Source organism: Comamonas thiooxydans (assembly GCF_000964545.1).
Taxonomy (GTDB): domain Bacteria; phylum Pseudomonadota; class Gammaproteobacteria; order Burkholderiales; family Burkholderiaceae_C; genus Comamonas; species Comamonas thiooxydans.
The window spans coordinates 1-24,544 of sequence record NZ_BBVD01000002.1 but is presented as its reverse complement, the minus strand read 5'-3'; the positions used below and the strand labels follow the sequence as shown (position 1 = coordinate 24,544).

The following is a 24,544-nucleotide window of genomic DNA, read 5'->3' as shown; positions in this document are numbered from 1 at the left end:
GCCAGCTGCGCTTTGGTGGGGACTGTTGTGCTCAGGCGCGCGTGGCGTTTGCGGCACTTTGCTTGTTGCCGATGGCGAAGTCCAGCAGGCCTGCAATCACCAGCACGCCGACCACAGGGGCGACCCAGCCCATGCCCAGGGCGGCGCCGGGCAGCTTTTCCAGCCAGGCGGGCACCAGTGCATCAAGCTTGGCAGCCTTGGCGGCGTCAAACAGGCCGAAGACCAGAGCGGTGCCCATTGCGGGGATGTAGACGCGCGGTGGCTGATTCCAGCGATGCAACAGGCTCAGGGCGATCAGGGCGATAGCCACGGGATACAGCCCCACAAGCACGGGCACGGCCACGGCGATCAGCTGGGCCAGGCCCTGGTTGGCTACGGCTGCACTGAAGACCGACAGGCCGATGACCATGGTGCGGTAGGAGATGCCGGTCAGCTCACTGAAGAAGCTGCTGCAGGCTGTGATCAGGCCCACGCCGGTGGTCAGGCAGGCCAGCATGATGACGATGGCGAGCAGCCACAGGCCTGCGGGGCCAAAGGTTTGCTGTACAAAGGCTGTGAGAATCTGCACACCGGTGGTGGCGTTGGCAGCCAGTTGGCTGTTGGTGGCGCCCAGATACATCAGCGAGACATAGACCAGGCCCAGGCAGGTCGCGGCAATGATGCCGGCGTAGATGCAGTATCGGGTGTGCAGCTTGCCGTCGCTCACGCCGGCAGCCTTGATCGCGTTGACGATGACGATGCCGAAGATCAGCGAGGCCAGGGCGTCCATGGTCTGATAGCCCTGCAGAAAGCCTTCAGAAAAGGCGGCAGCCTGCGTGGCATAGGCCTCGGTGCTGAGACTGTATCCATCCACAGGGGCCAGCACGGCGGAGCCGCCGAGAACGGTCAGTGCCAGAATCAGCACGGGCGTGATGATCTTGCCCACGTTGTCCATGAGCTTGCCGGGGAACAGCGACAGCAGCGCCACCGCCACAAAGTAAGCGATGGTGAAGGCCAGCAGCATGGCAGGTGTGTTGCCGACAAAGGGAGCCAGACCCATCTCGAAGGATACGGTGGCCGTGCGCGGCGTCGCAAACAGAGGGCCGATGGTCAGATAGATGGCCACGGCCAGCACCAGGCCGGCAATGCGGCCTATGGGGCTGGTCAAGGTGTCCAGACCTCCACCCACGCGTGCGAGAGCGACTACGCCGAGAAGGGGCAGACCGACACCCGTCAGCAGAAAGCCGGTCGAGGCGCCGAGCAGGTTTTCACCGGCTGCCAGGCCCACCATGGGTGGAAAGATGATGTTGCCGGCCCCGAGGAACAGGGCAAAGGTCATGAAACCGAGGGCAAAAATGTCCCAGGTCTTGAGTTTTTTCATACGCGTAGACTCAGACGTGCAGCGCTGGCACGCCCTGTAGCAGTGTGGAGCCAAGGAAAGTTGCGGATGCTTTCGATTGATTTCTGGCTGATGGCGGTAGCCCTATCAGACACAGGCATTGCGCGGCGCAGATGAGGCGGCCCGCAATGAATCTAAGCGCGCTGCCAGGCCTGGCTGGCCTGGTTTTTGGCAGGCCGGATGGGGGCAGTACCTCCATGGGGCGAGGGGTGGCCTCGTTAATGGAGAGATTGAATCCGTTGAAACGCTATTTTCTCTTATGAAAAATTCTGATAAGGATGCAAGGGTTAAGGTGGATAAGTATTGACTGCCTTCGGTGTGCAAACAGCCCCAACCCATTTGGATGCGCAACTGGCTGGAGAGTTGGATACTTGAGGGGTCATGGTTACGCACAACAACTCCTCATCTTCAGCCATTCCTCATCAGCCCCTGGCCGAGCGCCTGCGGCCGCACACTCTGGCCGAAGTCATCGGCCAGCAACATGTGTTGGGAGAGGGCATGCCGTTGCGCCTGGCCTTCGAGTCGGGTCGCCCGCATAGCTGCATACTCTGGGGCCCGCCGGGGGTGGGCAAGACCACGATTGCGCGCCTGATGGCCGATGCCTTTGATGCGCAGTTCATCTCCATCAGCGCCGTGCTGGGCGGCGTCAAGGACATCCGCGAGGCCGTGGAGCAGGCGCAGGCCGCCCAGAGCGGACTGCTGCAGCAGCGCACCATCGTGTTTGTGGATGAGGTGCACCGCTTCAACAAAAGCCAGCAGGACGCTTTCTTGCCCCATGTGGAAAGCGGGCTATTCACCTTCATCGGAGCGACCACGGAAAACCCCTCGTTCGAGGTCAACTCGGCCCTGCTTTCGCGGGCGGCGGTCTATGTGCTGCAAAGCCTGACTCCGGACGACTTGAAGCAGATTGTGGCCAAGGCCCAGGCCATCCAGGCGATTCCTGCGATCGAGGACGAAGCGCTGGAGCGCCTGATTGCTTATGCCGACGGCGATGCACGGCGCTTGCTGAACACGCTGGAGACCCTGTCCATCACGGCCGAGCAGGCCGGGGTGCAGAGCATCACCGATGCCTGGCTGCTCAAGGTGCTGGGCGAGCGCATGCGCCGCTATGACAAGGGCGGCGAGCAGTTCTACGACACCATCAGCGCCCTGCACAAATCCGTGCGCGGCTCGGACCCCGATGCGGCGCTTTACTGGTTTTGCCGCATGCTGGATGGCGGTGCCGACCCGCGCTATCTGGCGCGCCGCATCGTGCGCATGGCATGGGAAGACATAGGACTTGCCGACCCGCGTGCCATGCAGATGTGCAACGATGCTGCTGCGACTTATGAGCGTCTGGGCAGCCCCGAGGGCGAATTGGCCCTGGCTCAGGCAGTGATCTACCTGGCCGTCGCGCCCAAGAGCAATGCCGGTTACATGGCCTACAACAAGGCCAAGGCCTTTGTGAAGGGAGACACTACAAGGCCTGTGCCGCTGCATCTGCGCAATGCACCTACCAAGCTGATGAAGCAGCTGGACTATGGGAGGGACTACCGCTATGCCCACAGCGAGGAGGGCGGCTTTGCGGCGGGCGAGCGCTATCTGCCTGAAGGAATGGAAGATCCGGGCTTCTACCAACCCGTGGCGCGCGGGCTGGAAATCAAGATCGGCCAGAAACTGGCGGAGCTCAAGGCGCTCAACGACGCCGCTCGTGCGGAAGATGACGAGCCGGCAGGCTTGTAAAGAGCGAGTTGCCCAGGTGTTGCAAGACTGGCACTAGTTGAATGCTGCATTTTTTGCGGTGTTTCCAGGGTTTTTCGCTAGATTGAGTGGCAGCACATGACTAAGTGCCTGTATTTATTGGACTTGCATTGCCGATGAAATTGTTGCGTTGCAGCATTTTGAGCCTGCGCACGGGAAACCCCGGCCCTGAGTCCTGAAAACAGCTCCCTAGAATCGATTCACTCTTTTGCGACAAGCGGCCCACAAAGCGGCGGACTGCAGAAGGGGAACCATGGCATCGCTGGCTCCGTCGTTCGGGATGAGAGGCTCGCAGTGTCTCCGTCTTGGATCGAGGGAAGGGGAGCGCGCTTATGGATATCTTGCTGCAGCAGATCATCAATGGTCTGGTGTTAGGCAGCATGTACGCCTTGATAGCCCTGGGCTACACCATGGTGTACGGCATCATTCAGCTGATCAACTTCGCGCATGGCGAGGTGCTGATGGTGGGGGCTTTGACCAGTTGGAGCTGCATCGGCCTGATGCAAGAGGCCATGCCCTATCTGCCGGGCTGGCTCATGCTTTTGATAGCCGCCATCATCGCCTGCGTGGTGGCCGCATCGCTGAACTTCGTGATCGAGAAGGTGGCCTACCGGCCGCTGCGCAACAGCCCGCGTCTGGCGCCGCTGATCACGGCCATCGGTGTCTCCATCCTGCTGCAGACCCTGGCCATGATCATATGGAAGCCCAATTACAAGGCTTATCCCACACTGCTGTCGTCCACGCCCTATGAAATCGGCACGGCGGTGATCACGCCCACGCAGATTCTGGTGCTGGTGGTCACGGCGATTGCACTTGCCACGCTGATGTATCTGGTCAACTACACCAGGCTGGGGCGCGCCATGCGGGCCACGGCAGAGAATCCGCGTGTGGCGGCGCTGATGGGCGTCAAGCCCGACATGGTGATTTCCGCCACCTTCATCATCGGTGCCGTGCTGGCCGCGATTGCCGGCATCATGTACGCCTCCAACTATGGCACGGCCCATCACACCATGGGCTTTCTGCCGGGTCTCAAGGCCTTCACGGCCGCCGTTTTCGGCGGCATCGGCAATCTGGCCGGGGCCGTGGTGGGAGGCCTGCTGCTGGGGCTGATCGAGTCCATCGGGTCCGGCTATATCGGTGACCTGACGGGGGGCGTGCTGGGCAGCCAGTACACCGACATCTTTGCCTTCATCGTGCTCATCATCATCCTGACGCTGCGCCCTTCGGGCCTGCTGGGTGAGCGTGTGGCGGACCGTGCCTGAGGAGTGCCCATGAAGAACAACAAGACGCTCCACTGGATTCTGGGCGGCATAGGCCTGCTGGTGCTGCCGCTGATCCTGCAGTATTTCGGCAACGCCTGGGTGCGCATCGCCGATCTGGCTCTGCTCTACGTGATGCTGGCGCTGGGCCTGAACATCGTGGTCGGCTACGCAGGCCTGCTGGATCTGGGCTACGTGGCCTTCTATGCCGTGGGCGCCTATATGTTTGCGCTCATGGCATCGCCGCATCTGGCCGAGACCTTCGAAGGCTTTGTCGCCATGTTTCCCAACGGACTGCACACCTCGATCTGGTTGGTGATTCCGCTAGGAATGCTGCTGGCCGCCTGTACGGGTGTGCTGTTGGGCCTGCCGGTGCTGCGGCTGCGCGGTGATTACCTGGCCATCGTGACACTGGGCTTCGGCGAGATCATCCGCATCTTCCTGAACAACCTGGACCAGCCAGTCAACATCACCAACGGCCCCAAGGGCATTGGCCAGATCGACTCGGTCAAGATCTTCGGCTTCGACCTGGCCAAGCGTCATGAGATCTTCGGCTACGACATCGCTTCCGTCACGCTGTACTACTACCTGTTTCTGGTGCTGGTGCTGGCCACCATCGTGATCTGCTACCGCTTGCAGGATTCGCGCATAGGCCGCGCCTGGATGGCGATTCGCGAGGATGAAATCGCCGCCAAGGCCATGGGTATCAATGTGCGCAATATGAAGCTGCTGGCCTTCGGCATGGGCGCTTCGTTCGGCGGTGTGGCAGGTTCCATGTTCGGTGCCTTCCAGGGCTTTGTATCGCCCGAGTCCTTCAGCCTCATGGAGTCCGTGATGATTGTGGCCATGGTCGTGCTCGGCGGCCTGGGCCATATTCCCGGCGTGATTCTGGGGGCCGTGCTGCTCTCGGCCCTGCCCGAGGTACTGCGCTATGTGGCTGGGCCGCTGCAGCAGATGACCGATGGACGCCTCGACGCGTCCATCCTGCGCCAGTTGCTGATTGCCCTGGCCATGATCGTCATCATGCTGATGCGTCCGCGCGGCCTCTGGCCCACGCCCGAGCATGCCAAAAGCCTGGACCGTCAGTCCTGATGACTGCACAGACAAGGAATGTGAACTGATATGGCAGAGAGCACGACTTCAGCGGTCCTTCATGTCTCGGACATCTCCAAGCGCTTTGGCGGTTTGCAGGCACTGTCCGGTGTGAGCATGAAGATTGATAGAGGCCAGGTCTATGGCCTGATCGGCCCCAATGGCGCAGGCAAGACCACATTTTTCAACGTGATCACCGGCCTCTATACGCCCGACACCGGCAAATTCGAGCTGGCCGGAAAGCCCTATGAGCCGACGGCGGTGCACAAGGTGGCCAGGGCGGGCATTGCACGGACCTTCCAGAACATCCGGCTGTTTGCCGAGATGACGGCACTGGAGAACGTCATGGTCGGGCGTCATGTGCGCACGCATTCCGGTCTGCTCGGGGCGGTGTTTCGCACCAAGGGCTTCAAGGCCGAGGAGGCCGCGATTCGCGCCCGCTCCCGTGAGTTGCTCGACTATGTCGGTATCGGCAAATATGCGGACTTCAAGGCGCGCACCTTGTCCTATGGCGACCAGCGCCGGCTGGAGATTGCCCGTGCACTGGCGACGGACCCGCAGCTGATTGCGCTGGATGAGCCGGCCGCCGGCATGAACGCGACCGAGAAGCTGCAGTTGCGTGAGCTGATCGACCGCATTCGCAACGACCACCGCACCATCCTGCTCATCGAGCATGATGTGAAGCTGGTCATGGGCCTGTGCGACCGCGTGACGGTGCTGGACTATGGCAAGCCGATTGCCGAAGGCACGCCTGCCGAAGTGCAGAAGAATGAAAAAGTGATTGAAGCCTATCTGGGCACGGGAGGCCATTGAAGATGCAGGATCAAGTGCTGGAACAGGCGCAGGCCTCCAAATCCACGGCCCCGGTATTGCTGCAGGTGAAGGGCCTGAAGGTGGGCTATGGCGGCATTCAGGCTGTCAAGGGCGTGGACTTTCAGGTGCATCAGGGTGAACTGGTGTCGCTGATCGGCTCCAACGGTGCGGGCAAAACCACGACCATGAAGGCTGTCACGCGGGGTCTGCCGATTGCCGATGGCGAAATTCTCTATCTGGGCCAAAGCATCAAGGGCAAGGGCGCCTGGGATCTGGTGGCCGAAGGCCTGGTCATGGTGCCCGAGGGGCGCGGCGTGTTCGCACGCATGACGATTACCGAAAACCTGCTCATGGGTGCCTACACGCGCAAGGACAAGGCTGGCATACAGACGGATATCGAGCGCATGTTCGGCATCTTTCCGCGCCTGAAGGAGCGCAAGGATCAGCTGGCAGGCACCATGTCCGGGGGCGAGCAGCAGATGCTGGCCATGGCCCGCGCGCTCATGAGTCAGCCCAAGGTGCTGCTGCTGGACGAGCCGTCCATGGGTTTGTCGCCCATCATGGTGGACAAGATCTTCGAGGTGGTCAGCGATGTCTATGCGCTGGGCGTGACCATGGTGCTGGTGGAGCAAAACGCCAGTCGCGCGCTGGCGCTGGCCGATCGAGGCTATGTCATGGAGTCCGGCATCATCACCATGACGGGGCCGGGCCAGACCTTGCTGAGCGATCCGCGCGTGCGTGCGGCTTACCTGGGAGAGTAAGCCCCGACGAGACTGCCGGCGCTTTCGATCGCAGTGCGCTATCTCGCCGTGACGCTCTGCTGCAGTCAAGGGTGAACCCTAATTCCCTTTAAATTCAAGAAAATGACAAAAAAATGACGTTTTTCATGGCTCTTTGATTGTTTTATTTATTTCTTTTTAGTTCCTTTTAATTCTTTTTTGTCATTGACTAGAATTTGCTTATTACAAAAAGAAGTATTTGGAACGTTTTCGCGTGGCTCAGTGACATGCTCAAGGAGTCGGCGCGTTGGGTGGGCGGATTGCTGCTCTCCGGTGTTGTCTGGAGGAATCACTGGCTTTGTGACAGCGCCTAGCATGGCGAAGAGCTTGTATTTTATTTTTCGTGGTGCCAGAAGGGGTGTCTTGAAGACGCGCTGAAACGCACAATGACTCAAGAGTAAACTCCGCCCCGTTTAAGCCGGGAACCATGCACTTTTTTTTGCAGTGAGTCGCCTGGTTTCTTTTCCCCGGTAAGGAGCATTCATGCTGTTTGGCAAGCTATTGCCGCGCGAAGGCAATTTTTTCGAGATGTTCAATCAACATGCGGACCGCATCGTTGAAGCAGCTCATGCCTTCTCGCAACTCGTTGCAAATTACAACGATCCCCATCTGCGCGAAAAATACAACGCCGATGTGGACAACGCCGAGCGCGCAGCCGACCGTGTGACCCATGATGTCACCAAGCTGCTGCACAAGACCTTCATCACGCCCCTGGATCGCGAGCATATCCACTCGCTGATCAACACCATGGACGACGTGGCCGACCTGATTCAGGACTCGGCTGAGACCATGGCCCTGTATGACGTGCGTCACATGACAGACGAAATCACACGTCTGACCGATCTGTGCGTGCGTTGCTGTGAGCGTCTGCGTGATGCCGTCAAGCTGCTGGACCGTCTCTCGGATCCCACGATTGTGGATGCCGCGAGCAAGACCTGCGACGAGATCGACCGCCTGGAAGGCGATGCCGACCGCGTGATGCGCGCGGCCATGAGCAAGCTGTTCCGTGAAGAGCCCGATGTGCGTGAGGTGATCAAGCTCAAGGCCATCTATGAGCTGCTGGAAACCATCACGGACCGCTGCGAAGACGTGGCGAACCTGATCGAGGGCATCGTCCTCGAGAATTCCTGATTCTCGCTGGAGCCCGATCATGGAGCCGGTACAGGCAGCCCTCTGGGTTGTGATTTTGCTGGTGGTGCTCGCCTTGCTGTTCGATTTCATGAACGGCTTTCACGACGCTGCCAATTCGATTGCCACCGTGGTTTCCACGGGGGTTCTCAAGCCTACTCAGGCCGTGGCATTTGCCGCGTTCTTCAACGTTGTCGCGGTTTTTGTCTTCCACCTCAGTGTGGCGGCAACCGTGGGCAAGGGTATTGTTCAGCCGGGCATTGTTGACACCCATGTCGTGTTCGGCGCTCTGGTGGGTGCCATCACCTGGAACGTCATCACCTGGATCTACGGCATTCCCAGCAGCTCCTCGCATGCCCTGATTGGCGGTATCGTGGGTGCGGTGATTGCCAAGGCCGGTGCAGGTGCGCTGATCGCCAGCGGCATCTGGAAGACTGTGGCCTTCATCTTCGTCTCTCCCGTGCTGGGCTTTCTGCTGGGCTCGCTGATGATGGTTCTGGTGGCCTGGATTTTCCGTCGTGCCAGTCCCAATCGCGTGGACAAGTGGTTCCGCCGTCTGCAATTGGTTTCTGCCGGTGCCTACAGCCTGGGTCACGGCGGCAACGATGCGCAAAAGACCATCGGTATCATCTGGTTGCTGCTGATTGCCACGGGCTATGCCAATGCCGGTGATGCCGAGCCTCCCATGTGGACCATCGTCAGCTGCTACCTGGCCATCGGCCTGGGTACCATGTTTGGCGGCTGGCGCATCGTCAAGACCATGGGCCAGAAGATCACCAAGCTCAAACCTGTCGGTGGCTTCTGTGCCGAATCCGGTGGTGCTCTGACTCTGTTCTTTGCCACCTTCTTGGGCGTTCCTGTCTCGACCACGCACACCATTACCGGTGCCATCGTGGGCGTGGGTTCCACGCAGCGCGCGAGTGCCGTGCGCTGGGGCGTTGCAGGCAATATCGTCTGGGCATGGATTCTGACGATTCCGGCCAGCGCCTTTGTGGCATCCATTGCCTACTGGGTTAGCCTGCAACTGTATTGAGTTTGTGCACTCCTTGATTGATAGCTGTAACTGCTTGTCGATCAAAGGGCTTAATGGAAAAAAGGCTTCGCGTTGCGAAGCCTTTTTTCATGGCTGAAACATGGAGGTCAAGCTGCAGCCTCCTGCAGACCGAGCATTGCCTGCCGCTGCATCAGGGATTTGAGCTGGCTGACCGGAGTTGGGGGGCTGAGCAGATAGCCCATGAAATGCTCGCAGCCATGCTGCGCCAGCAGGGCTCGCTGCTCCAGGGTCTCCACCCCTGCGCCGACGATCGTCATCTGATGGCGGGCAGCCAGCGCGATGGCTGCCTGTACGGCGGCCTCGGCGGCATTGTTGGGGCCCAGGCGCTGCACCAGGGAATGCGAGAGCTTGAGCTGGTTCAGGGGGAGCTGCTGCAGCGCTTCCTGCATATTGGAGCTGCCACCAAAATCGTCGAGTGACAGCCGCACACCCATGGCGCCGATGCGCTTGAGGCTGCTCGCGCTATCCGCATCCAGAGGACTCAGGGTCTGGGCGGAAAGTTCCAACAGCAGCAATGCAGGATCGGCCCCTGTCTGGCTGAGAATGCTCTGCACTTGCTCGGCCAGGTCCGCTTGCCGAAGCTGTTTGGCGCTGATGTTGACGCAGATGGGCAGCCTGTCCAGTTGTGGCTCGGCTTTCCATCTGGCCAATTGTTCACAGGCGGCTTGAATGCTCCAGCGGCCAAGCGCAACGATGATGTCGGTCTCCTCTGCCACGGACAGGAAGATGCTCGGGGGTACCAGACCTCGCCTGGGATGACGCCAGCGCAGCAGGGCCTCCAAGCCGTTGACTTCGCCGCTGGCGGAATACTGGGCCTGGTAATGCAGCTCGAACTGGCCGAGGCGCAGGGCTTCCCGCAGATCCTGCTCCAGGCGGCTGCGGTCGTTGGCCGGAACCTGCTGCTCGGGGCTGAAGAAGTGCAGGCCGCGAGCCTCTTCATCGCGCAGACGGTACATGGCGACCTCTGCCTGCTGCAGCAACTCGGTGGCGGAGCGGGAGTGCGGGCCGAACAGGGTGGCGCCTATATTGGCCTCCAGCATCACGCTTTTGTGGCCGAGCTGGTAGCTGCCGTTCAGGCTTTCCTGCAGACGCTCTCCAAGACGTTCCACCAGCACCGTGGTCATTTCGATATCCGGGGACAGATCCGAGACTATGATGACGAAGTGCGCGGCATCCAGTCTGGCTACGGTATCGCAGGAGCGTACGCAGCCGAGCAGGCGCTGTGCGATGTGCGGAGCCAGGCAGGACTGGCTGTCTCCCGTGCTGGCGGTCGGGCCCGCCACCGGCTCCATGTCTATGGTCAGCAATGCACCGCGCCAGCCCGTGCGCTCGGACTGGATCATGGCCTGGGAGAGCCTGTCCAGCAGCAGGCGCCGGTTGGGCAGATTGGTCAGCACATCGAAGAAGGAAAGGCTTTCTGCCTCGTTGCCATGAGGCAGCAGTTCCTTGCAGGCGAGCACCGTGTAATTGGCCGATAGAGCGTGAGCCGACAGATTGAGCTTGCGTCCATTGGGCAGCTGAAACTGGGCATTGGCTTGCTGGCGCGCAATCAGGGCTTGATGACTTTCGGCGATATGGTTCAGGGCTGGTGCAGCGTTGTCCGGGGCTGCTGTTGCGGCGGCTTGCAGAGCGGCTTGCAGGGGTATGCCTACTTTGAGGGCGGAAGCCAGCCAGGGGAATATCTGCAGATAACCATCATTCCAGCGTTGTGCCCGGTTCTGAGCATCCAGCAACACATAGCCGCTGCTGGTTTGTTCAAGAATGCGGAAAAGCTGTTCTCCGTACACACCCACCAGGCTGGTGGCAGCTGGAAAGGCATTTTGCCCATGCACTTCGGATCTGGCAGACTTTTCGTTGGTTGCAGACATAAGACCTCTTCGGACTGGTGCAGCAAAGCCGTCGTAGTGCGAAAACTGCTTGGATGCAGTCTTTGCAAGAAGTTCGTCAGTTGGGCATTGTGAGTTCTGTGGAATCGGCAGGCGCTGCTTTGCGCCCAGTAGGTGAAAAATTAGACTTTTGCTTACAAAAGCGGCGAGGCCGAAGCCGCTTCGGAGTGGGTGAGAGCCCCTGGTTCGGAGAGCTGCAGCTACTGTGAAATCTTGCGCGCCTCTTCGACCTGATATTCAAAGTAGTGCTGGAAGCTGTAGGCGATGCTGGCCATCAGCACGGTGGCACCCAGCATCAGGGACAGGCTTACGGCAAAAATCGTGGTCCATTGGGTGCGCCCTGCAGGCGCGTCGGCATCCATCCATGGATTAAAGAGCCGGTTCCAGTTTCCTTGCTCCATCAGGCCGTAAAGGATGGCGCGCAGGGCGCAGCCTGCTATCGTGAAGCCGAGCAGGGGGATCAGCAGCCAGCTCAGCCTGTCGTCCTGCCCCAACTGCTGCACGCGCTCGATGCCGTAGATGCCAAGTGCAGTGGGAATGGGCAACAGCCAGCCCAGCCAGTCCCCAAGGCCGTGCAGGTAGAAGCGATGCAGCCCCAGCGGTCCGCCGATCAAGGCCAGCCAGGAGGCAATCGTCTTGTTTTTGGGGCGAGGGGCCGGGGTGGTGGCGGGAACAAGTTGGTTCATGGTCTGATGCGCGGGCAGAAAACGAAAGAACCCGTCCATTATTCCCTTCGCGTCAATTACGGGGCTCAGGGCAATTGCGCTTCATTTTCAGGAAGTCCTCTGTGCCGACTATGCTCATTTGCCGCTGCTATAGGCAGATTTGACAGAACTCGATATAATTTCCGGTTTTACGGCGTGTCGCTGGCCGGGTGGTCATGTCGCGTGTCTCAAACGCTGTAAGAAAACCTGCGCAGCTGGTCAAATTTTTGATGGCACTGGCTGTAACCACCCGAAGGAAACATCATGGTTGTTATTCGTCTCTCCCGCGGCGGCTCTAAGGCTCGTCCTTTCTACAACATCGTTGCAGCTGACAAGCGCGTGCGTCGCGACGGTGCTTTCATCGAACGTCTGGGTTTCTACAACCCTAGCGCTCGTGGCGCCGAAGAAGGCCTGCGTCTGGCTCTGGACCGCGTGAACTACTGGAAGAGCGTTGGTGCTCAAACTTCCGATACGGCTGAACGCCTGATCAAGGAAGCTGCAAAGAAGGTTGCTGCCTAATTTAGGCGGTCGCTCTCTAGGCACCTTTACCAAAGCGGGTTCCGTTGGCTTGCCTGACGGGACCCGTTTTTTATTGAAATTCTGCATTTTCTGCTGATCCCATGAGCCACATGCCTGTTCTTCAAGCCACGAGCTTGCCTGCTGATGCCATTGAAGTCGGTCGCATTGCCGATGCCTGGGGAATCAAGGGCTGGTTCAAGGTGCATGCCTTCAGCAGCGCCCCAGAGGCCCTGTTTGCCGCCAAGGACTGGTTTTTGCAGCCTGCCGAGAAAGGTGCCAAGCATTTCACGGGTACCGTGGTGCTGCCCGTCAAGCAGGCCCGCTTCCATGCCGACACCATCGTGGCAACCTCGCTTGAAGTCGCCGACCGCAACGCCGCCGAGGCTCTGCGCGGTGCCCGCGTCTTTGTGGCGCGCGAGCATTTCCCCAAGACCGAGGATGGTGAGTTCTACTGGGTGGATCTGATGGGGCTGAACGTGGTCAACCGCGAAGGTGTGACCCTGGGGGTGGTCAAGGACTTGATGGCCACCGGCCCGCAGACTGTTCTGGTGCTGGGCTATGAACAGGACGGCAAGGAGCAGGAGCGTCTGATACCCTTTGTCGATGCCTATGTGGATTCGGTGGATCTGGCCGGCAAGAAGATCGTGGCCGACTGGCAGCCCGATTATTGAACTGGAATGCTTTTTTTTGTAGCTTAAATCGCTTTTATATCAATGCGTTTCGACATTATTACGCTGTTTCCTGAGCTGTTCGCTCCATTTCTCGAGAGCGGGGTGACGCGCCGTGCCTACAGCTCGGGCCAGGTGGCAGTGCATCTGTGGAATCCGCGTGACTGGGCCGAAGGCAATTACCGCCGTGTGGATGATCGTCCATTTGGCGGAGGCCCCGGCATGGTGATGATGGCCGAGCCGCTGCAGCGCTGCCTCGAAGCGATTCGCTCGGCACGCGCCGAAGTCGATGCACAGGAACAGGCGGAGCCTGCTCCTGTGGTGTTGTTCTCACCCATAGGTACGACCCTCAAGCATGCCGTGGTGGCCGATTGGGCCGAAAGCCGGGGGGCGGTGCTGCTCTGTGGTCGCTATGAGGGTATTGACCAGCGTTTTATTGATAGAAATGTCACTCATCAACTGAGTCTGGGTGACTTTGTACTTTCGGGCGGTGAGCTGGCAGCCATGGTGCTGCTGGACTCTTTGGCGCGTCTGCAGCCCGGTGTGCTTAACGATGAAGGCAGCTTTCAGCAGGACAGCTTCAATCCTGCGCTTGACGGTTTGCTGGACTGCCCCCACTACACTCGCCCAGAAGTCTGGAATGACCAGGAGGTGCCAGCCGCGCTGCTCTCCGGCCATCACTCCAATATCGAGCGCTGGCGTCGCGATCAGCGCTTGCGCATTACGGCCGAGCACAGGCCCGAATTGATAGAGCAGGCCCGCGAACAGGGGCTGCTCAATGCCAAGGATGAGGGTTTTTTGGCAAAAACAGCGTCCAAGCTATAATTGCAGGTTCTTTGATCCTCTATCCGGCCGCTGCAAGGAAATAGCGGGACAGCTTTCGGGCTGTTCTTGTAATGCAGCAATAGCGCCAATCCCGGCGCTTGCCAATTCTGGCGCGGACAAGATCAAGGTGGACTACATCATGAATCTGATCCAGACCCTCGAGCAAGAAGAAATCGCTCGCCTGAACAAGACCATCCCCGAATTCGCCCCCGGTGACACCGTCATCGTGAGCGTGAACGTGGTGGAAGGTAACCGTAAGCGCGTGCAGGCTTACGAAGGCGTGGTGATTGCCAAGCGTAATCGCGGCCTGAACAGCGGCTTCACAGTGCGCAAGATCTCCAGCGGTGAAGGCGTGGAACGTACGTTCCAGACCTACTCTCCTCTGATCGCCAAGATCGAAGTCAAGCGTCGCGGTGATGTGCGCCGTGCCAAGCTGTACTACCTGCGTGAGCGTAGCGGCAAGTCTGCTCGTATCAAGGAAAAGCTGCCCCAGCGTGTTAACAAGACTGCTGCTGCAGCCGAGTAATACACGCATCGGAAGTGATTCCGTAAAAGCCGCTACAGTTCGCTGTGGCGGCTTTTTTTATGTCTGCCTTGGTTCGTGATTCTTGCTTTGGGGTTTGGCCGAACACATACATGCCTGCATCTGATAATTCTTCGCTCCCCGTGGTGGGCATTGTTGATCCGCGCAAGGCTCGCCTTCTGGGCATTGATAGCCAGCTGCCGGCTGTGCCGCTGGCTGCACAGACGCCGCAGGCTCTGCGCACGCGCTTTGCCCAGCCACCGCAGTGGCTGCCCGAGGCCATGCAGGAAAAGCGCATCACGGCTAGGCAGCCTTCCGATGCGGCCGTGCTCGTGCCCATCGTCATGCGCGAGCAGCCCACCGTGTTGCTGACCGTGCGCTCGGCCAGGCTGTCCACGCACTCGGGTCAGGTGGCTTTTCCGGGCGGTAAGCGTGACCCGCAGGATGTTTCGGCCGAGGCCACGGCATTGCGCGAGGCGCATGAGGAAGTGGGACTGGCTCCGAAGAATGTCGAGGTGCTGGGTCGCTTGCCCATTTACGTGACAGGTACGGCGTTTCACATCACCCCTGTGGTGGCGCTGGTCCATCCGCAGGCCAGTTACTTCCCCAACCCGGGAGAGGTGGCCGACCTGTTTGAGGTTCCCCTGTCCTATCTGCTCAACCCCGCACATCATGAGCGTCACGCCATGCTGTGGCAGGGGGTGGATCGCGAATGGTTTGCCATGCCTTATCAGGATGGTGAGCAGCAACGCTATATCTGGGGCGCGACAGCGGGCATGTTGCGCAATCTTTACCGTTTTTTGGCGGCTTGAGACAGCAGTTGTAACAAGTCGACAAACAGCGCAGCTATGATGAAGCAATGAGCTTTTTTGCCATCCTGATCGCACTGCTGCTGGAACAGGCGCGCCCGCTGGCCCGATCCAATCTGGTACAGGCCGGTTATCGCGCCTGGACCGTGACCGTGCGCAGCAACTTTGATGCGGGCAAGCCTCTCCATGGCTGGCTTGCCTGGGCAATGGCCGTGCTGCTGCCCAGCGTTATCGTGTTGGGCATATTCTGGGCGCTGATGGAGTTCATAGGCTGGCCTGCAGCCATGCTGTGGAATGTCGCGGTGCTCTATGTCACGCTGGGTTTTCGCCAGTTCAGCCACCACTTTACGCGGATTCGCGATGCGCTCGATGCCGGTGATGAATTTGCCGCCCGTCAGGCCCTGGCCGACTGGCAGCAGGTCGATGCCAGCGAGGTGCCACGCAGCGAAATAGTGCGCCATGTCATCGAGTACTCGGTGCTGGCAGCGCACCGTCATGTGTTTGGCGTGCTGTTCTGGTTTTCAATTCTCTCGGCTCTGGGGCTGGGACCGCTGGGTGCCATTCTCTACCGCATGGCTGAATATCTGTCGCGTGCCTGGTCGCGCAAGGGGGCGGAAGGTCTTCGGGCACCGACCAGCGAGCGTTTGCAGTCCGCCGCAGCCAAGGCCTGGTATGTGATCGATTGGCTGCCGGCGCGGCTGACGGCGCTGTCCTTTGCCATGGTGGGCAGCTTTGAGGAGGCCATAGACAACTGGCGCGTCTATGCCCAGCGTTTTCCCAATGACAATGATGGCGTGATTCTGGCTGCCACTGCGGGTGCCATCAATGTACGCCTGGGGGGTGAGGCCTTGCGCCGCCGCGATGCGGCTGACGGCGAAGAGGGCGACGATGCGCAGTGGACGGGCAGCGATGTCACTCCGGGGCGAGAGCCGGAAATGGCTCATTTGCGCAGTGTGGTGGGGCTGGTCTGGCGTTCGGTCGTGGTCTGGCTGCTGCTGCTGGCCTTGCTGACCTTTGCCCGTCTGCTCGGTTGAGCACCCGGACATCGCCTTCTGTGTGGCAGCAGCTTGGTGCATGAGCGCTCAAGCCGCAGCGGGTCATCGAAGTCCTGTGTTGCGCAGTGCCACATACCAAGGTGGCTCAGGTGCGACGGGCATGCCGGGCACTGTTCAAGGTGCCATCAGCGAGCCGGGCGCTCGTGGTGCTTGGCGCGATAGAAGCTGAGTATGCGTCGCACATATTCACGCGTCTCCGCATAAGGAGGCACACCGCCATACTGTTGCACGGTTCTCTCGCCCGCGTTGTAGGCTGCCGATACCAGTGCCACATCGCCCTCGAAGCGCTCCAGCAGCCAGCGCAGGTAGGCCAGGCCGCCACGCACGTTCTGCTCGGGATTCCAGGCATCGCGCACGCCAAAACGCTCGGCCGTCTCGGGAATGAGCTGCATGAGGCCCTGAGCATTGCGCGGCGACAGCGCCTGCGCCTCGAAATTCGACTCCGAACGCACAATGGCCAGTGCCAGCCGCGGATCAATCGAGAAGCGTGGCGCGAGGCGCTGCACCAGTTCGGCCATGCGTCGCTTCTCCCTGGGCAGACTGCTCACATAGCTGGCTACCACCTCGTGGGGGACGGCCTCCTGGCTGGCCTCCAGAAACTCCTGTGCGGGCGCATCGCCCTGGGTCAGGCAGTCGGGCAGCCGGTCGCCGGGGAGCTTGCCGGCCAGCAGCAAGCGGGCTTTCTCGTGGCCACGCTGGGCGGCCAGAGCCAGCAGCGTCGTGCCCGTGGCAGGGTCGGGAGTCAAGCCTCGCCCCAGCAACAGCAGCCGGCCCAGCCGGTATTGGGCTTCGAGGCTGCCATAGCGTGCTGCCGCACAATAGCGCTGCGCTGCGCGCCATGGCTGCCGGCTCAGCTCGGCCTTGTAACCTTCTTCGATCCAGCGAGACAGCGTGGGTGGCTCGTCCTCCCAGCTGGGGGCGGAGTCCGTGCCCTGGGCCCAGGTCAGGCCCATGCCCGCAGACAGCGCGATGGCGAGGGCGGCTTGCAGGCAGGGCTGAAAAATTCTGGGCTTCATGACGTGAACACCGGGTTGTGGCCGGCAGCCAAGCCAGGCGGCGGGCGCTCATCGGGCTTGGAATGGCTGCGTGGCAAACGCTGAAATTGCTCTCATATGGCGCGGCCCTCCGGCTTGGCTGGCCTCGCGCTCAGTAGCGGGGCTCCTGACTCAGTTCATCGAACAGCTCGCCATAGATCCGGTAGCGGTTGGCACTGATGGAGTGGGGGCTGTCCTGCGCTTCAACCTGGGCCATGACGGCGCAGCCAGGCTCATGCAGATGGGTGCAGTTGTAGAACTTGCACTGGTCCGCCAGCGCGCCGATGTCGGGCATGCAGGCGGCCAGTTGCGTGGCGGCAATGTGATAGAGGCCGAATTCCTGAAATCCTGGCGAGTCGATGATGGCGGTGGTGCGTGCCTCATCCACCCAGTACAAGGTGGTGCTGGTGGTGGTGTGCTTGCCGGTGTTCAGCGCCTGCGAGATTTCGTTGGTCGCCACCCTGGCGTCGGGCAGCAGCAAGTTGATCAAGGTGCTCTTGCCTACGCCCGAAGGACCGAGAACCAGTGTGGTCTTGCCTTGCAGCAGACCGATGATGGCGTCGCGATCCTCATCGTCTGCATCTTCCAGCGACAGCGGAAGCACCATGTAATGCGGTGCAGCGTTCGCGGCATCGCGCATGGTCCGGTAAGGCTCCAGCCGCTGCCAGGCGCGCAGGAAGGGCTCTTCCAGGTCCATCTTGTTGAGCGCAATGATGGGCTTGATGTGTGCGGCCTCGGCGGCGATCAGCGCGCGGGCGAGCTGCACTTCGCTGAATACCGGCTCGGCGGCTATCAGAATCAGGAGCTGGTCCAGGTTGGCGGCAAAGGTCTTGGTGCGAATGTCATCCTGGCGATAGAAGACGTTGCGGCGTTCCACGATTTTCTCGATCGTGCCCTCATCGCCCTGGCCGGGTGGGGGAGCCATCCATTGCACATGGTCGCCCACCACGGCCTGGCTTTTCTTGCCGCGCGGGTGGCAGATGCGGCGCTCGCCGTCCGGGGTCTCGACCACGCAGTGGCGGCCATAGCTGGCGACCACCAGGCCTGTCTGGGTGCTGCCTGTTGCTTGGGCGCCTGGGCGCCGTCCTTGTTTGGCCATAAGGATCAGGCCGGATTCAGCAGTGCTTCGATGCGGCGTGCGCAGTCGATGTCGGTCGCGGAGATGCCGCCCACATCATGGGTGTTGAGGCTGACCTTGCAGCGGTTGTAGCCCACCTCCAGATCGGGATGGTGGTCCTGCTGATGGGCAATCAGGGCCAGTGCGTTCACAAAGGCCATGGTTTCGTAGAAATTCACGAAACGGAAGGTCTTGCTGATGGCCGCGTTGCCGGCCAGTAGCTCCCAGCCCTCAAGGGTTGCCAGCTGCTCTTGCACTTGCTCGGTGCTCAGGGCGCTGCGCTTGAGTTGGGACCAGTCTTTCTGTTGCAGTGTGGGTGTGCTCATGTCTGAAATCGTTGTGGTGTTACAAGCTGCCTGCAGGAGCCGGCATGCGCGCCAGGCGATCCACGGCAGGAGGGTGTGAATAGTAAAAGCTCACATACCATGGGTCTGGCGTGAGTGTGGAGGCATTGTCCTCGTAAAGCTTGAGCAGTGCCGAAGCCAGTTGTGCACCATCGGCCTGCTGCATGGCATAGGCATCGGCCTCGAACTCGTCGCGGCGCGACATGGCGGACATCAGCGGCGTGACGAAGAAGCTGAACACCGGCACCGCCAGCATGAACAGCAGCAGGGCCAGCGCATTGTTTTCGGCAGCCACGCCGATGTTCGGACCCAGCAGCACAGAGACTCCGAGTCCCGTGTAGAACCAGAGTTGCTGGCTGAGCCAGCCCAGCAGCGCAAAGCCCAGCAGCGAGACGCCGAACATCAGGACCATGCGCTTGCTGATGTGCTTGTGCTTGAAGTGACCCAGCTCGTGAGCCAGTACGGCTTCGACTTCGCCGGGGCTGAGCTGCCTGAGCAGGGTGTCAAAGAACACCACGCGCTTGGAATTGCCGAAACCCGTGAAATAGGCGTTGGCATGCGCCGAGCGGCGGCTTCCGTCCATCACGAACAGTCCCTTGGCCGCAAAGCCGCAGCGCTCCATCAGCCGGGTCACGCGGCTCTTGAGGCTTTCATCGGCCAGCGGCTCGAACTTGTTGAACAGCGGTGCAATAAAGCTGGGGAAAATCCACATCAGCAGCAGATTGAAAGCCGTCCAGGCGCCCCAGGCCCAGAGCCACCACAGCGGGCCGGCCCCGCCCATGAGCCAGAGAATCAGGGCCGCCAGCGGCAGGCCGATGATGGCGCCCACCAGCGTCGACTTGAGCAGATCGGCCAGCCACAGGCCTGGCGTCATCTGGTTGAAGCCAAAGCGCTGCTCCAGTTTGAAGGTCTGATAGAGCGACAGGGGAAGCTCGATCAGCGCCGAGATCACGGCAAAGCTGGCCAGCAGCGCCAGCTGCTGCCACAGGCCGGGGCTGATGAATTCCAGCAGCCAGCGGTTGAGCCAGTCCAGCCCGCCCAGCAGCGTCCAGCACAGCAGCACGGCGGCCGACAGCGTGATGTCGATCAGCGACACCCTGGCCTTGGCCAGCGTGTAGTCGGCCGCCTTCTGATGGGCGGACAGGCTGATGCGATGGGCAAATGCCGGTGGCACGGCGCCGCGGTGGGTGGCCACATGGCGCACCTGGCGCGAAACAAGCCACACGCGCAGCAGCCATTGCAGGGCCACGGCCGTCGCAAACAGCAGCGAAAGTGCCAATGTGAAATCTAGTCTGGAAGCCATGTATTGGCAGTGTAGGCGACAATTTGCGCCATGTCTGAAGCTTCCTGTACGAATTCCGTCAGCGCCGCCCCCGTGGCCGCTACTCCACCGGTTCTGCCCAAATCCGATCTCAATATGGTGTGGCTGGACTGCGAAATGACGGGGCTGAACCCCGACCACGACCGCATCATCGAGATTGCCGTGGTGGTCAGCAGTTCCGATCTGCAGATTCGCGTCGAAGGCCCGGTATTCGCCATTCATCAGTCCGACGAGCTGCTGGGCGGCATGGATGCCTGGAACAAGGGCACGCATGGCAAAAGCGGCCTGATCGACAAGGTCAAGGCTTCGACCATCAGCGAAGCCGAGGCGGAGGCCGCGCTGATTGCCTTTCTGGGCAAATACGTGCCCAAGGGCAAGACGCCGCTGTGCGGCAACAGCATTGGTCAGGACAGGCGCTTCATGGAGCGCTACATGCCCAAGCTCAATAATTTCTTTCACTATCGCAATATCGATGTGAGCACGCTCAAGGAGCTGGCCAAGCGCTGGAAGCCCGAGGCCTATACCTCCTTCAAGAAGGCGCAGCGCCACACGGCCCTGGCCGATGTGCACGAGTCTATCGACGAGCTGCAGCATTACCGCCAGCAACTGCTCAGCGTCTGATGGTGCGGTGGTGGGTCGGTATAGCCCTGCCACTTGCGGGAAAACCCGGTACATGCGACAATGCACTGCTTACCCGATCAATGGGTAATTTTTGCGCATCTCCATCACACACCGGGTTCTTACTTGCGTGCAACGGCCTGCCCAGCGCCGACACGACAAGCCATAACACCCATCTGCCCCGTTTTGCGAACGGGCCAGTCAAAGTCTGACGGTGGATGTTGATAACCAACCGTCAAAGAAGCGAGCAGCACGCTGACTGCGTCGCTTTTTGCGTGAGCTATTCATGACAGAAAACTCCCTGGAGCAGGGCCAAGTGGCCGCTGCTGATATTGCTTTGTCTTCTCCCGAACTCGATTCCCGTCTGGACGCCATGCTGGCCGATATGGACGCGGAAGACGCCGCTGTCGAAGAAACCCAAGCCGCCGACGAACCCAATGGCTTCGTAGAACTGGGTCTGGCCCCCGAACTGATCCAGGCCGTGACCGACCTGGGCTATACCCAGCCTACCGCTGTGCAGCTGCAAGCGATTCCCCTGGCCATGGGCGAAGGTGCCGATGCCGACGGCTTCATCGACCTGATGGTGTCCAGCCAGACCGGCTCGGGCAAGACCGCCGCCTTCCTGCTGCCCGTGCTGCACACCCTGATCAAGCAGCGTGCCGTGGCCGATGCGGCCGCCAAGGCTGAATTCGAGCGCCTGTGCGCCGAAGCTGCGGCCAAGGGCGAGCCCGCCCCCAAGCGCAACAAGCGCAAGGACCCCACCAACGCCCGCAACTTCAAGGCCGCCGTGCCCGGCGCCCTGGTGCTGTGCCCCACGCGTGAGCTGGCCCAGCAGGTGGCGCATGACGCCATCGAACTGGTCAAGCACTGCCGCGGCATCCGCATCGCCAACGTGGTGGGCGGCATTCCTTACCAGCTGCAAATCGCCAAGCTGCAGAACGCCGATCTGGTGGTGGCCACTCCCGGCCGTCTGCTGGACCTGCAGCGCTCCATGCAGATCAAGCTGGACAAGGTGCAGTTCCTGGTGGTCGACGAAGCCGACCGCATGCTGGACCTGGGCTTCTCCGACGATCTGGCCGAAGTCAACCAGCTGACGGCCGAGCGCAAGCAGACCATGATGTTCAGCGCCACGTTTGCTCCCCGCATTCAGCAACTGGCCATGCGCGTGATGCATGACGGCGGCGCCAACGTGAAGAAGATCACGATTGCCACGCCCCAGGAGAAGCACGCCAACATCAAGCAGGCACTGTTCTGGGCCGACAACATGCAGCACAAGCGTAAGCTGCTGGATCACTGGCTGCGTGACAGCAGCATCAACCAGGCCATCGTGTTTGCGTCCACCCAGGTGGAATGTGACGGTCTGGCCAACGATCTGCAGCAGGACGGTTTCTCTGCCGTGGCCCTGCACGGTGCTCTGAGCCAGGGCCTGCGCAACCGCCGCCTGATGGCGCTGCGCAACGGCCAGGTGCAGATCCTGGTGGCCACCGATGTGGCTGCTCGCGGTATCGACGTGCCCACCATCACCCACGTCTTCAACTACGGCCTGCCGATGAAGGCCGAGGACTATACCCACCGTATCGGTCGTACCGGTCGTGCGGGCCGCGAAGGCGTGGCCGTGACGTTTGCGGAATTCCGCGACCGTCGCCGCGTGTTCGACATCGAAGGCTATACCCGCCAGCAGTTCAAGGCTGAGACCATTCCCGGCATGGAACCCCAGCAGCGTTTCCCCGCCTCTGGCGAGCGTGACGGTCGCCGTGGCGGCGGCGCCGGTGGTCGCGGTGGCTTCGGTGGTCGTCGCGATGGCGAAGGCTACGGTCGCAAGTCCGGCTTCGGCAGCTTCGGCGGTGGCCGTGGCAATGATCGCGGCGGCTTTGGTGGCGACCGTGGCGGTGACCGCTTCGGTGGTGATCGCGCCGGTTTTGGTGCACCTCGCGGTGATCGCTTTGCCGATCGCGGCGGCGATCGTGGTGGTGATCGCGGCTTCGGCGGTGGCCGTCCCAGCTTCGGTGGCGAGCGTCAAGAGCGCAGCTTCGGCGGCGGCGAATCGCGTGGCGGCTTTGGTGGTGCCCAGCGCCGTGAAGGCGGCGATTTCGGTCGCAAGAGCTTTGGCGGTGGCCGTGAAGGCGCTCATGCCGGTGCTCCCCGCGAAGGCGGCTTCCGTAGTGGTGAATCGCGCGGCTTCGGCGGCGGTGATCGTCGTCCTGCCTTTGGTCAGGGTGCCGGCAAGCCTTATCAGCCCCATGGCGAACGTGGTGGCGAGCGCAGCTTCGAGCGCAAGCCCCGCGCACCGCGTCGCGACGAGCGTTGATCGCTGATTCGGGCTACGGCCCGAAGCATGAAAAAAGCCGGCTCTAGCAGCCGGTTTTTTGTTGCCCGTGCAGGGCTGGATCTTTCTTGAAAAGTGAGCTGCTAGCGCATGTCATTCAAAGATTTCAGATACTTTTCAATCTGAAGTCTATGAATGACGTGCGGTAGCAGCTCCTTTTTTAATGCTCGGAGGCATGGCGGCCGATGTCCGGCCAGCGGTGGTGCAGATAGATCCAGGCGACCAGACCGATCAGCATCATCAGAATCGAGCCCGTGGCCAGCAGTGCGGCCGAATGCATGACCAGCGGTGCAATCACGCCGGCCACAAAGCCGTTGGCCACCGAGCCCACCACGGCCTGCAGCGAAGAGGCCAGGCCGCGCCGCGCAGGATGGATGTCCAGCACCAGCAGCGTCACCACGGGCACCATCAGCGCCCAGCCATAGGCGAACAGGCTGATGGGAATCAAGGCCCAGCTCACATGGGCGGGCCAGATCAGATTGGCCACCAGATTGATGATGGAGGTCACGCACATCACCAGAAAGCCGTGGCGGATCTGGCGCTTGGGCGGGATGCGTCCGGCCAGGCGACCGCTGGTCCAGCTGCCGGCCATGATGCCGCCGATGGTGGCGATGAAGAACCAGAAGAACTGCGTGGGCTCGAGCTGCAAGATATCGCCCAGAAAAGCCGGTGCCGACAGCAGATAGAGAAACATGCCGTTGAACGGAATGCCGCTGGCCAGGGCCAGCAGCAGAAAGCGCGGATCGGTAAGCAAGATGCCATAGCCCTGCATCAGCGGTCTGAACTGGAAGGGCTGGCGTTTTTGTGGCGGCAGCGATTCGGGCAGAAACTTGACGTTGATGAGCCAGAGCAGCACGCCCACGATGCTCAGGAACCAGAACACGGCCTGCCAGCTCAGGTGCACGAACAGCCAGCCGCCAATCACGGGAGCCAGCGCCGGCGCCACGCCGAAGAAGATGGTGATCTGCGCCATCACGCCCTGGGCCTGGGTTGGCGGAAAGATGTCGCGCACGATGGCGCGCGAGACCACGATGCCGGCGCCGGTGGACAGGCCCTGCAGCGTACGGAAGATCACCAGCTGGGTGATGTTCTGCGACAGCGCGCAGCCGGCCGAGGCGATGGTGAACATCACCAGTCCCCAGAGGATGACGGGGCGGCGTCCGAAGCTGTCGGCCAGGGCGCCATGAAACAGGTTCATGAAGGCAAAGCCCAGCAGGTAGGCAGACAGGGTCTGCTGCATTTCTACGGGGGTTGCGCCCAATGCCTTGGCAATGCCCGAGAAGGCGGGAATATAGGTGTCAACCGAGAACGGGCCGAGCATGCCGAGAATGGCAAGCAGCATGGCCAGAGTCCAACGCGGTCCGCGCCAGAACGTGGAGAGGTCGTTTTGCATAGTGAGTCTTGGGTGGGCAAATACTGCCCGGGGATGCCTGCATGATGCCTGATATGGCGCGGCTCCGGTGTCGGCGCCCATGCTTTTGCAGATTCGGCGGCGCTTGGGCGCGGCCAAGAAAAAAGCCAAAGTTCCTGAGAACTTTGGCTTTTGAATTAT

23 protein-coding genes are annotated in these 24,544 nt (G+C 60.9%); 15 read left to right on the top strand and 8 right to left on the bottom strand.

All coding sequences use genetic code 11. The features are described 5' to 3' along the window. Positions 1-31: 31 nt before the first annotated feature. Positions 32-1,360: a branched-chain amino acid transport system II carrier protein gene (brnQ, locus tag Cth01_RS01595; RefSeq protein ID WP_045838393.1), complete on the bottom strand. Its 1,329-nt coding sequence runs from the start codon at positions 1,358-1,360 to the stop codon at positions 32-34. A gap of 399 nt (positions 1,361-1,759) precedes the next feature. Here brnQ and Cth01_RS01590 point away from each other — a divergent pair, with 399 nt between their 5' ends. The 7 genes from Cth01_RS01590 to Cth01_RS01560 all read left to right on the top strand — a co-directional run bounded on the left by Cth01_RS01590 (position 1,760) and on the right by Cth01_RS01560 (position 9,222). Continuing rightward, entirely contained in the window at positions 1,760-3,100 is a 1,341-nt protein-coding gene (locus tag Cth01_RS01590) for a replication-associated recombination protein A (protein WP_034356539.1), read from the top strand. 350 nt (positions 3,101-3,450) lie between these two features. Then, entirely contained in the window at positions 3,451-4,380 is a 930-nt protein-coding gene (locus tag Cth01_RS01585; RefSeq protein ID WP_003067858.1) for a branched-chain amino acid ABC transporter permease, read from the top strand. 9 nt (positions 4,381-4,389) lie between these two features. Beyond that, positions 4,390-5,469, top strand: coding sequence for an ABC transporter permease subunit (locus Cth01_RS01580; RefSeq protein WP_003067856.1), 1,080 nt, complete (start codon positions 4,390-4,392; stop codon positions 5,467-5,469). 30 nt (positions 5,470-5,499) lie between these two features. After that, positions 5,500-6,282 carry an ABC transporter ATP-binding protein gene (locus Cth01_RS01575; protein WP_003067855.1) on the top strand — a complete coding sequence of 261 codons (783 nt, stop codon included), beginning with the start codon at positions 5,500-5,502 and terminating at the stop codon, positions 6,280-6,282. 2 nt (positions 6,283-6,284) lie between these two features. After that, entirely contained in the window at positions 6,285-7,043 is a 759-nt protein-coding gene (locus Cth01_RS01570; protein ID WP_034356547.1) for an ABC transporter ATP-binding protein, read from the top strand. Positions 7,044-7,544: 501 nt separating this feature from the next. Continuing rightward, entirely contained in the window at positions 7,545-8,192 is a 648-nt protein-coding gene (locus Cth01_RS01565; protein ID WP_003067851.1) for a DUF47 domain-containing protein, read from the top strand. A gap of 19 nt (positions 8,193-8,211) precedes the next feature. Next, positions 8,212-9,222: an inorganic phosphate transporter gene (locus Cth01_RS01560; protein ID WP_003067849.1), complete on the top strand. Its 1,011-nt coding sequence runs from the start codon at positions 8,212-8,214 to the stop codon at positions 9,220-9,222. A 107-nt stretch (positions 9,223-9,329) separates the two neighbouring features. Here Cth01_RS01560 and Cth01_RS01555 read toward each other — a convergent pair whose 3' ends face one another. After that, complete coding sequence (locus Cth01_RS01555; RefSeq protein WP_045838392.1) at positions 9,330-11,111, bottom strand: putative bifunctional diguanylate cyclase/phosphodiesterase; 1,782 nt, start codon at positions 11,109-11,111, stop codon at positions 9,330-9,332. Between the two features lie 218 nt (positions 11,112-11,329). After that, positions 11,330-11,815 carry an NINE protein gene (locus tag Cth01_RS01550; protein ID WP_034356593.1) on the bottom strand — a complete coding sequence of 162 codons (486 nt, stop codon included), beginning with the start codon at positions 11,813-11,815 and terminating at the stop codon, positions 11,330-11,332. A 282-nt stretch (positions 11,816-12,097) separates the two neighbouring features. Here Cth01_RS01550 and rpsP point away from each other — a divergent pair, with 282 nt between their 5' ends. The 6 genes from rpsP (at position 12,098) to Cth01_RS01520 (ending at position 16,211) form a co-directional block, all read left to right on the top strand. After that, entirely contained in the window at positions 12,098-12,352 is a 255-nt protein-coding gene (gene rpsP, locus Cth01_RS01545) for a 30S ribosomal protein S16 (protein WP_003058210.1), read from the top strand. A 101-nt stretch (positions 12,353-12,453) separates the two neighbouring features. Next, the gene (gene rimM / locus Cth01_RS01540; RefSeq protein ID WP_003067842.1) at positions 12,454-13,023 is read left to right on the top strand and encodes a ribosome maturation factor RimM; all 570 of its coding nucleotides are present in this window, start codon (positions 12,454-12,456) and stop codon (positions 13,021-13,023) included. Positions 13,024-13,065: 42 nt separating this feature from the next. Then, a complete protein-coding gene (gene trmD, locus Cth01_RS01535) occupies positions 13,066-13,845 on the top strand; it encodes a tRNA (guanosine(37)-N1)-methyltransferase TrmD (protein ID WP_034389325.1) in 780 nt (259 codons plus the stop codon). A gap of 139 nt (positions 13,846-13,984) precedes the next feature. After that, the gene (rplS, locus tag Cth01_RS01530) at positions 13,985-14,371 is read left to right on the top strand and encodes a 50S ribosomal protein L19 (protein ID WP_003067838.1); all 387 of its coding nucleotides are present in this window, start codon (positions 13,985-13,987) and stop codon (positions 14,369-14,371) included. A gap of 110 nt (positions 14,372-14,481) precedes the next feature. Continuing rightward, complete coding sequence (locus Cth01_RS01525) at positions 14,482-15,180, top strand: CoA pyrophosphatase (RefSeq protein WP_034356559.1); 699 nt, start codon at positions 14,482-14,484, stop codon at positions 15,178-15,180. Between the two features lie 47 nt (positions 15,181-15,227). Next, on the top strand, positions 15,228-16,211 hold the full coding sequence (locus Cth01_RS01520; protein WP_045838391.1) for a CobD/CbiB family protein: 984 nt from the start codon (positions 15,228-15,230) through the stop codon (positions 16,209-16,211). A gap of 146 nt (positions 16,212-16,357) precedes the next feature. Here Cth01_RS01520 and Cth01_RS01515 read toward each other — a convergent pair whose 3' ends face one another. From Cth01_RS01515 to Cth01_RS01500, 4 genes are all read right to left on the bottom strand, one after another. Next, positions 16,358-17,248 (bottom strand): lytic transglycosylase domain-containing protein, encoded by an 891-nt coding sequence (locus Cth01_RS01515; protein WP_034378609.1) that lies wholly within the window; start codon positions 17,246-17,248, stop codon positions 16,358-16,360. A 130-nt stretch (positions 17,249-17,378) separates the two neighbouring features. Then, the gene (gene rsgA / locus Cth01_RS01510; RefSeq protein WP_045838390.1) at positions 17,379-18,365 is read right to left on the bottom strand and encodes a ribosome small subunit-dependent GTPase A; all 987 of its coding nucleotides are present in this window, start codon (positions 18,363-18,365) and stop codon (positions 17,379-17,381) included. A 5-nt stretch (positions 18,366-18,370) separates the two neighbouring features. Then, entirely contained in the window at positions 18,371-18,709 is a 339-nt protein-coding gene (locus Cth01_RS01505) for a 4a-hydroxytetrahydrobiopterin dehydratase (RefSeq protein WP_034356567.1), read from the bottom strand. A gap of 19 nt (positions 18,710-18,728) precedes the next feature. Beyond that, positions 18,729-20,030 (bottom strand): M48 family metallopeptidase, encoded by a 1,302-nt coding sequence (locus tag Cth01_RS01500; RefSeq protein ID WP_034356569.1) that lies wholly within the window; start codon positions 20,028-20,030, stop codon positions 18,729-18,731. Positions 20,031-20,060: 30 nt separating this feature from the next. On the opposite strand from Cth01_RS01500, the gene orn reads away from it, so the two are divergent. Both orn and Cth01_RS01490 read left to right on the top strand, forming a co-directional pair. After that, on the top strand, positions 20,061-20,669 hold the full coding sequence (orn, locus tag Cth01_RS01495) for an oligoribonuclease (protein ID WP_034408527.1): 609 nt from the start codon (positions 20,061-20,063) through the stop codon (positions 20,667-20,669). Between the two features lie 283 nt (positions 20,670-20,952). Further along, a complete protein-coding gene (locus Cth01_RS01490) occupies positions 20,953-22,974 on the top strand; it encodes a DEAD/DEAH box helicase (protein WP_045838389.1) in 2,022 nt (673 codons plus the stop codon). A 178-nt stretch (positions 22,975-23,152) separates the two neighbouring features. On the opposite strand, the gene Cth01_RS01485 is transcribed toward Cth01_RS01490, so the two are convergent. Next, positions 23,153-24,385 carry a multidrug effflux MFS transporter gene (locus tag Cth01_RS01485; protein ID WP_034356577.1) on the bottom strand — a complete coding sequence of 411 codons (1,233 nt, stop codon included), beginning with the start codon at positions 24,383-24,385 and terminating at the stop codon, positions 23,153-23,155. Between the last annotated feature and the right edge of the window lie 159 nt (positions 24,386-24,544).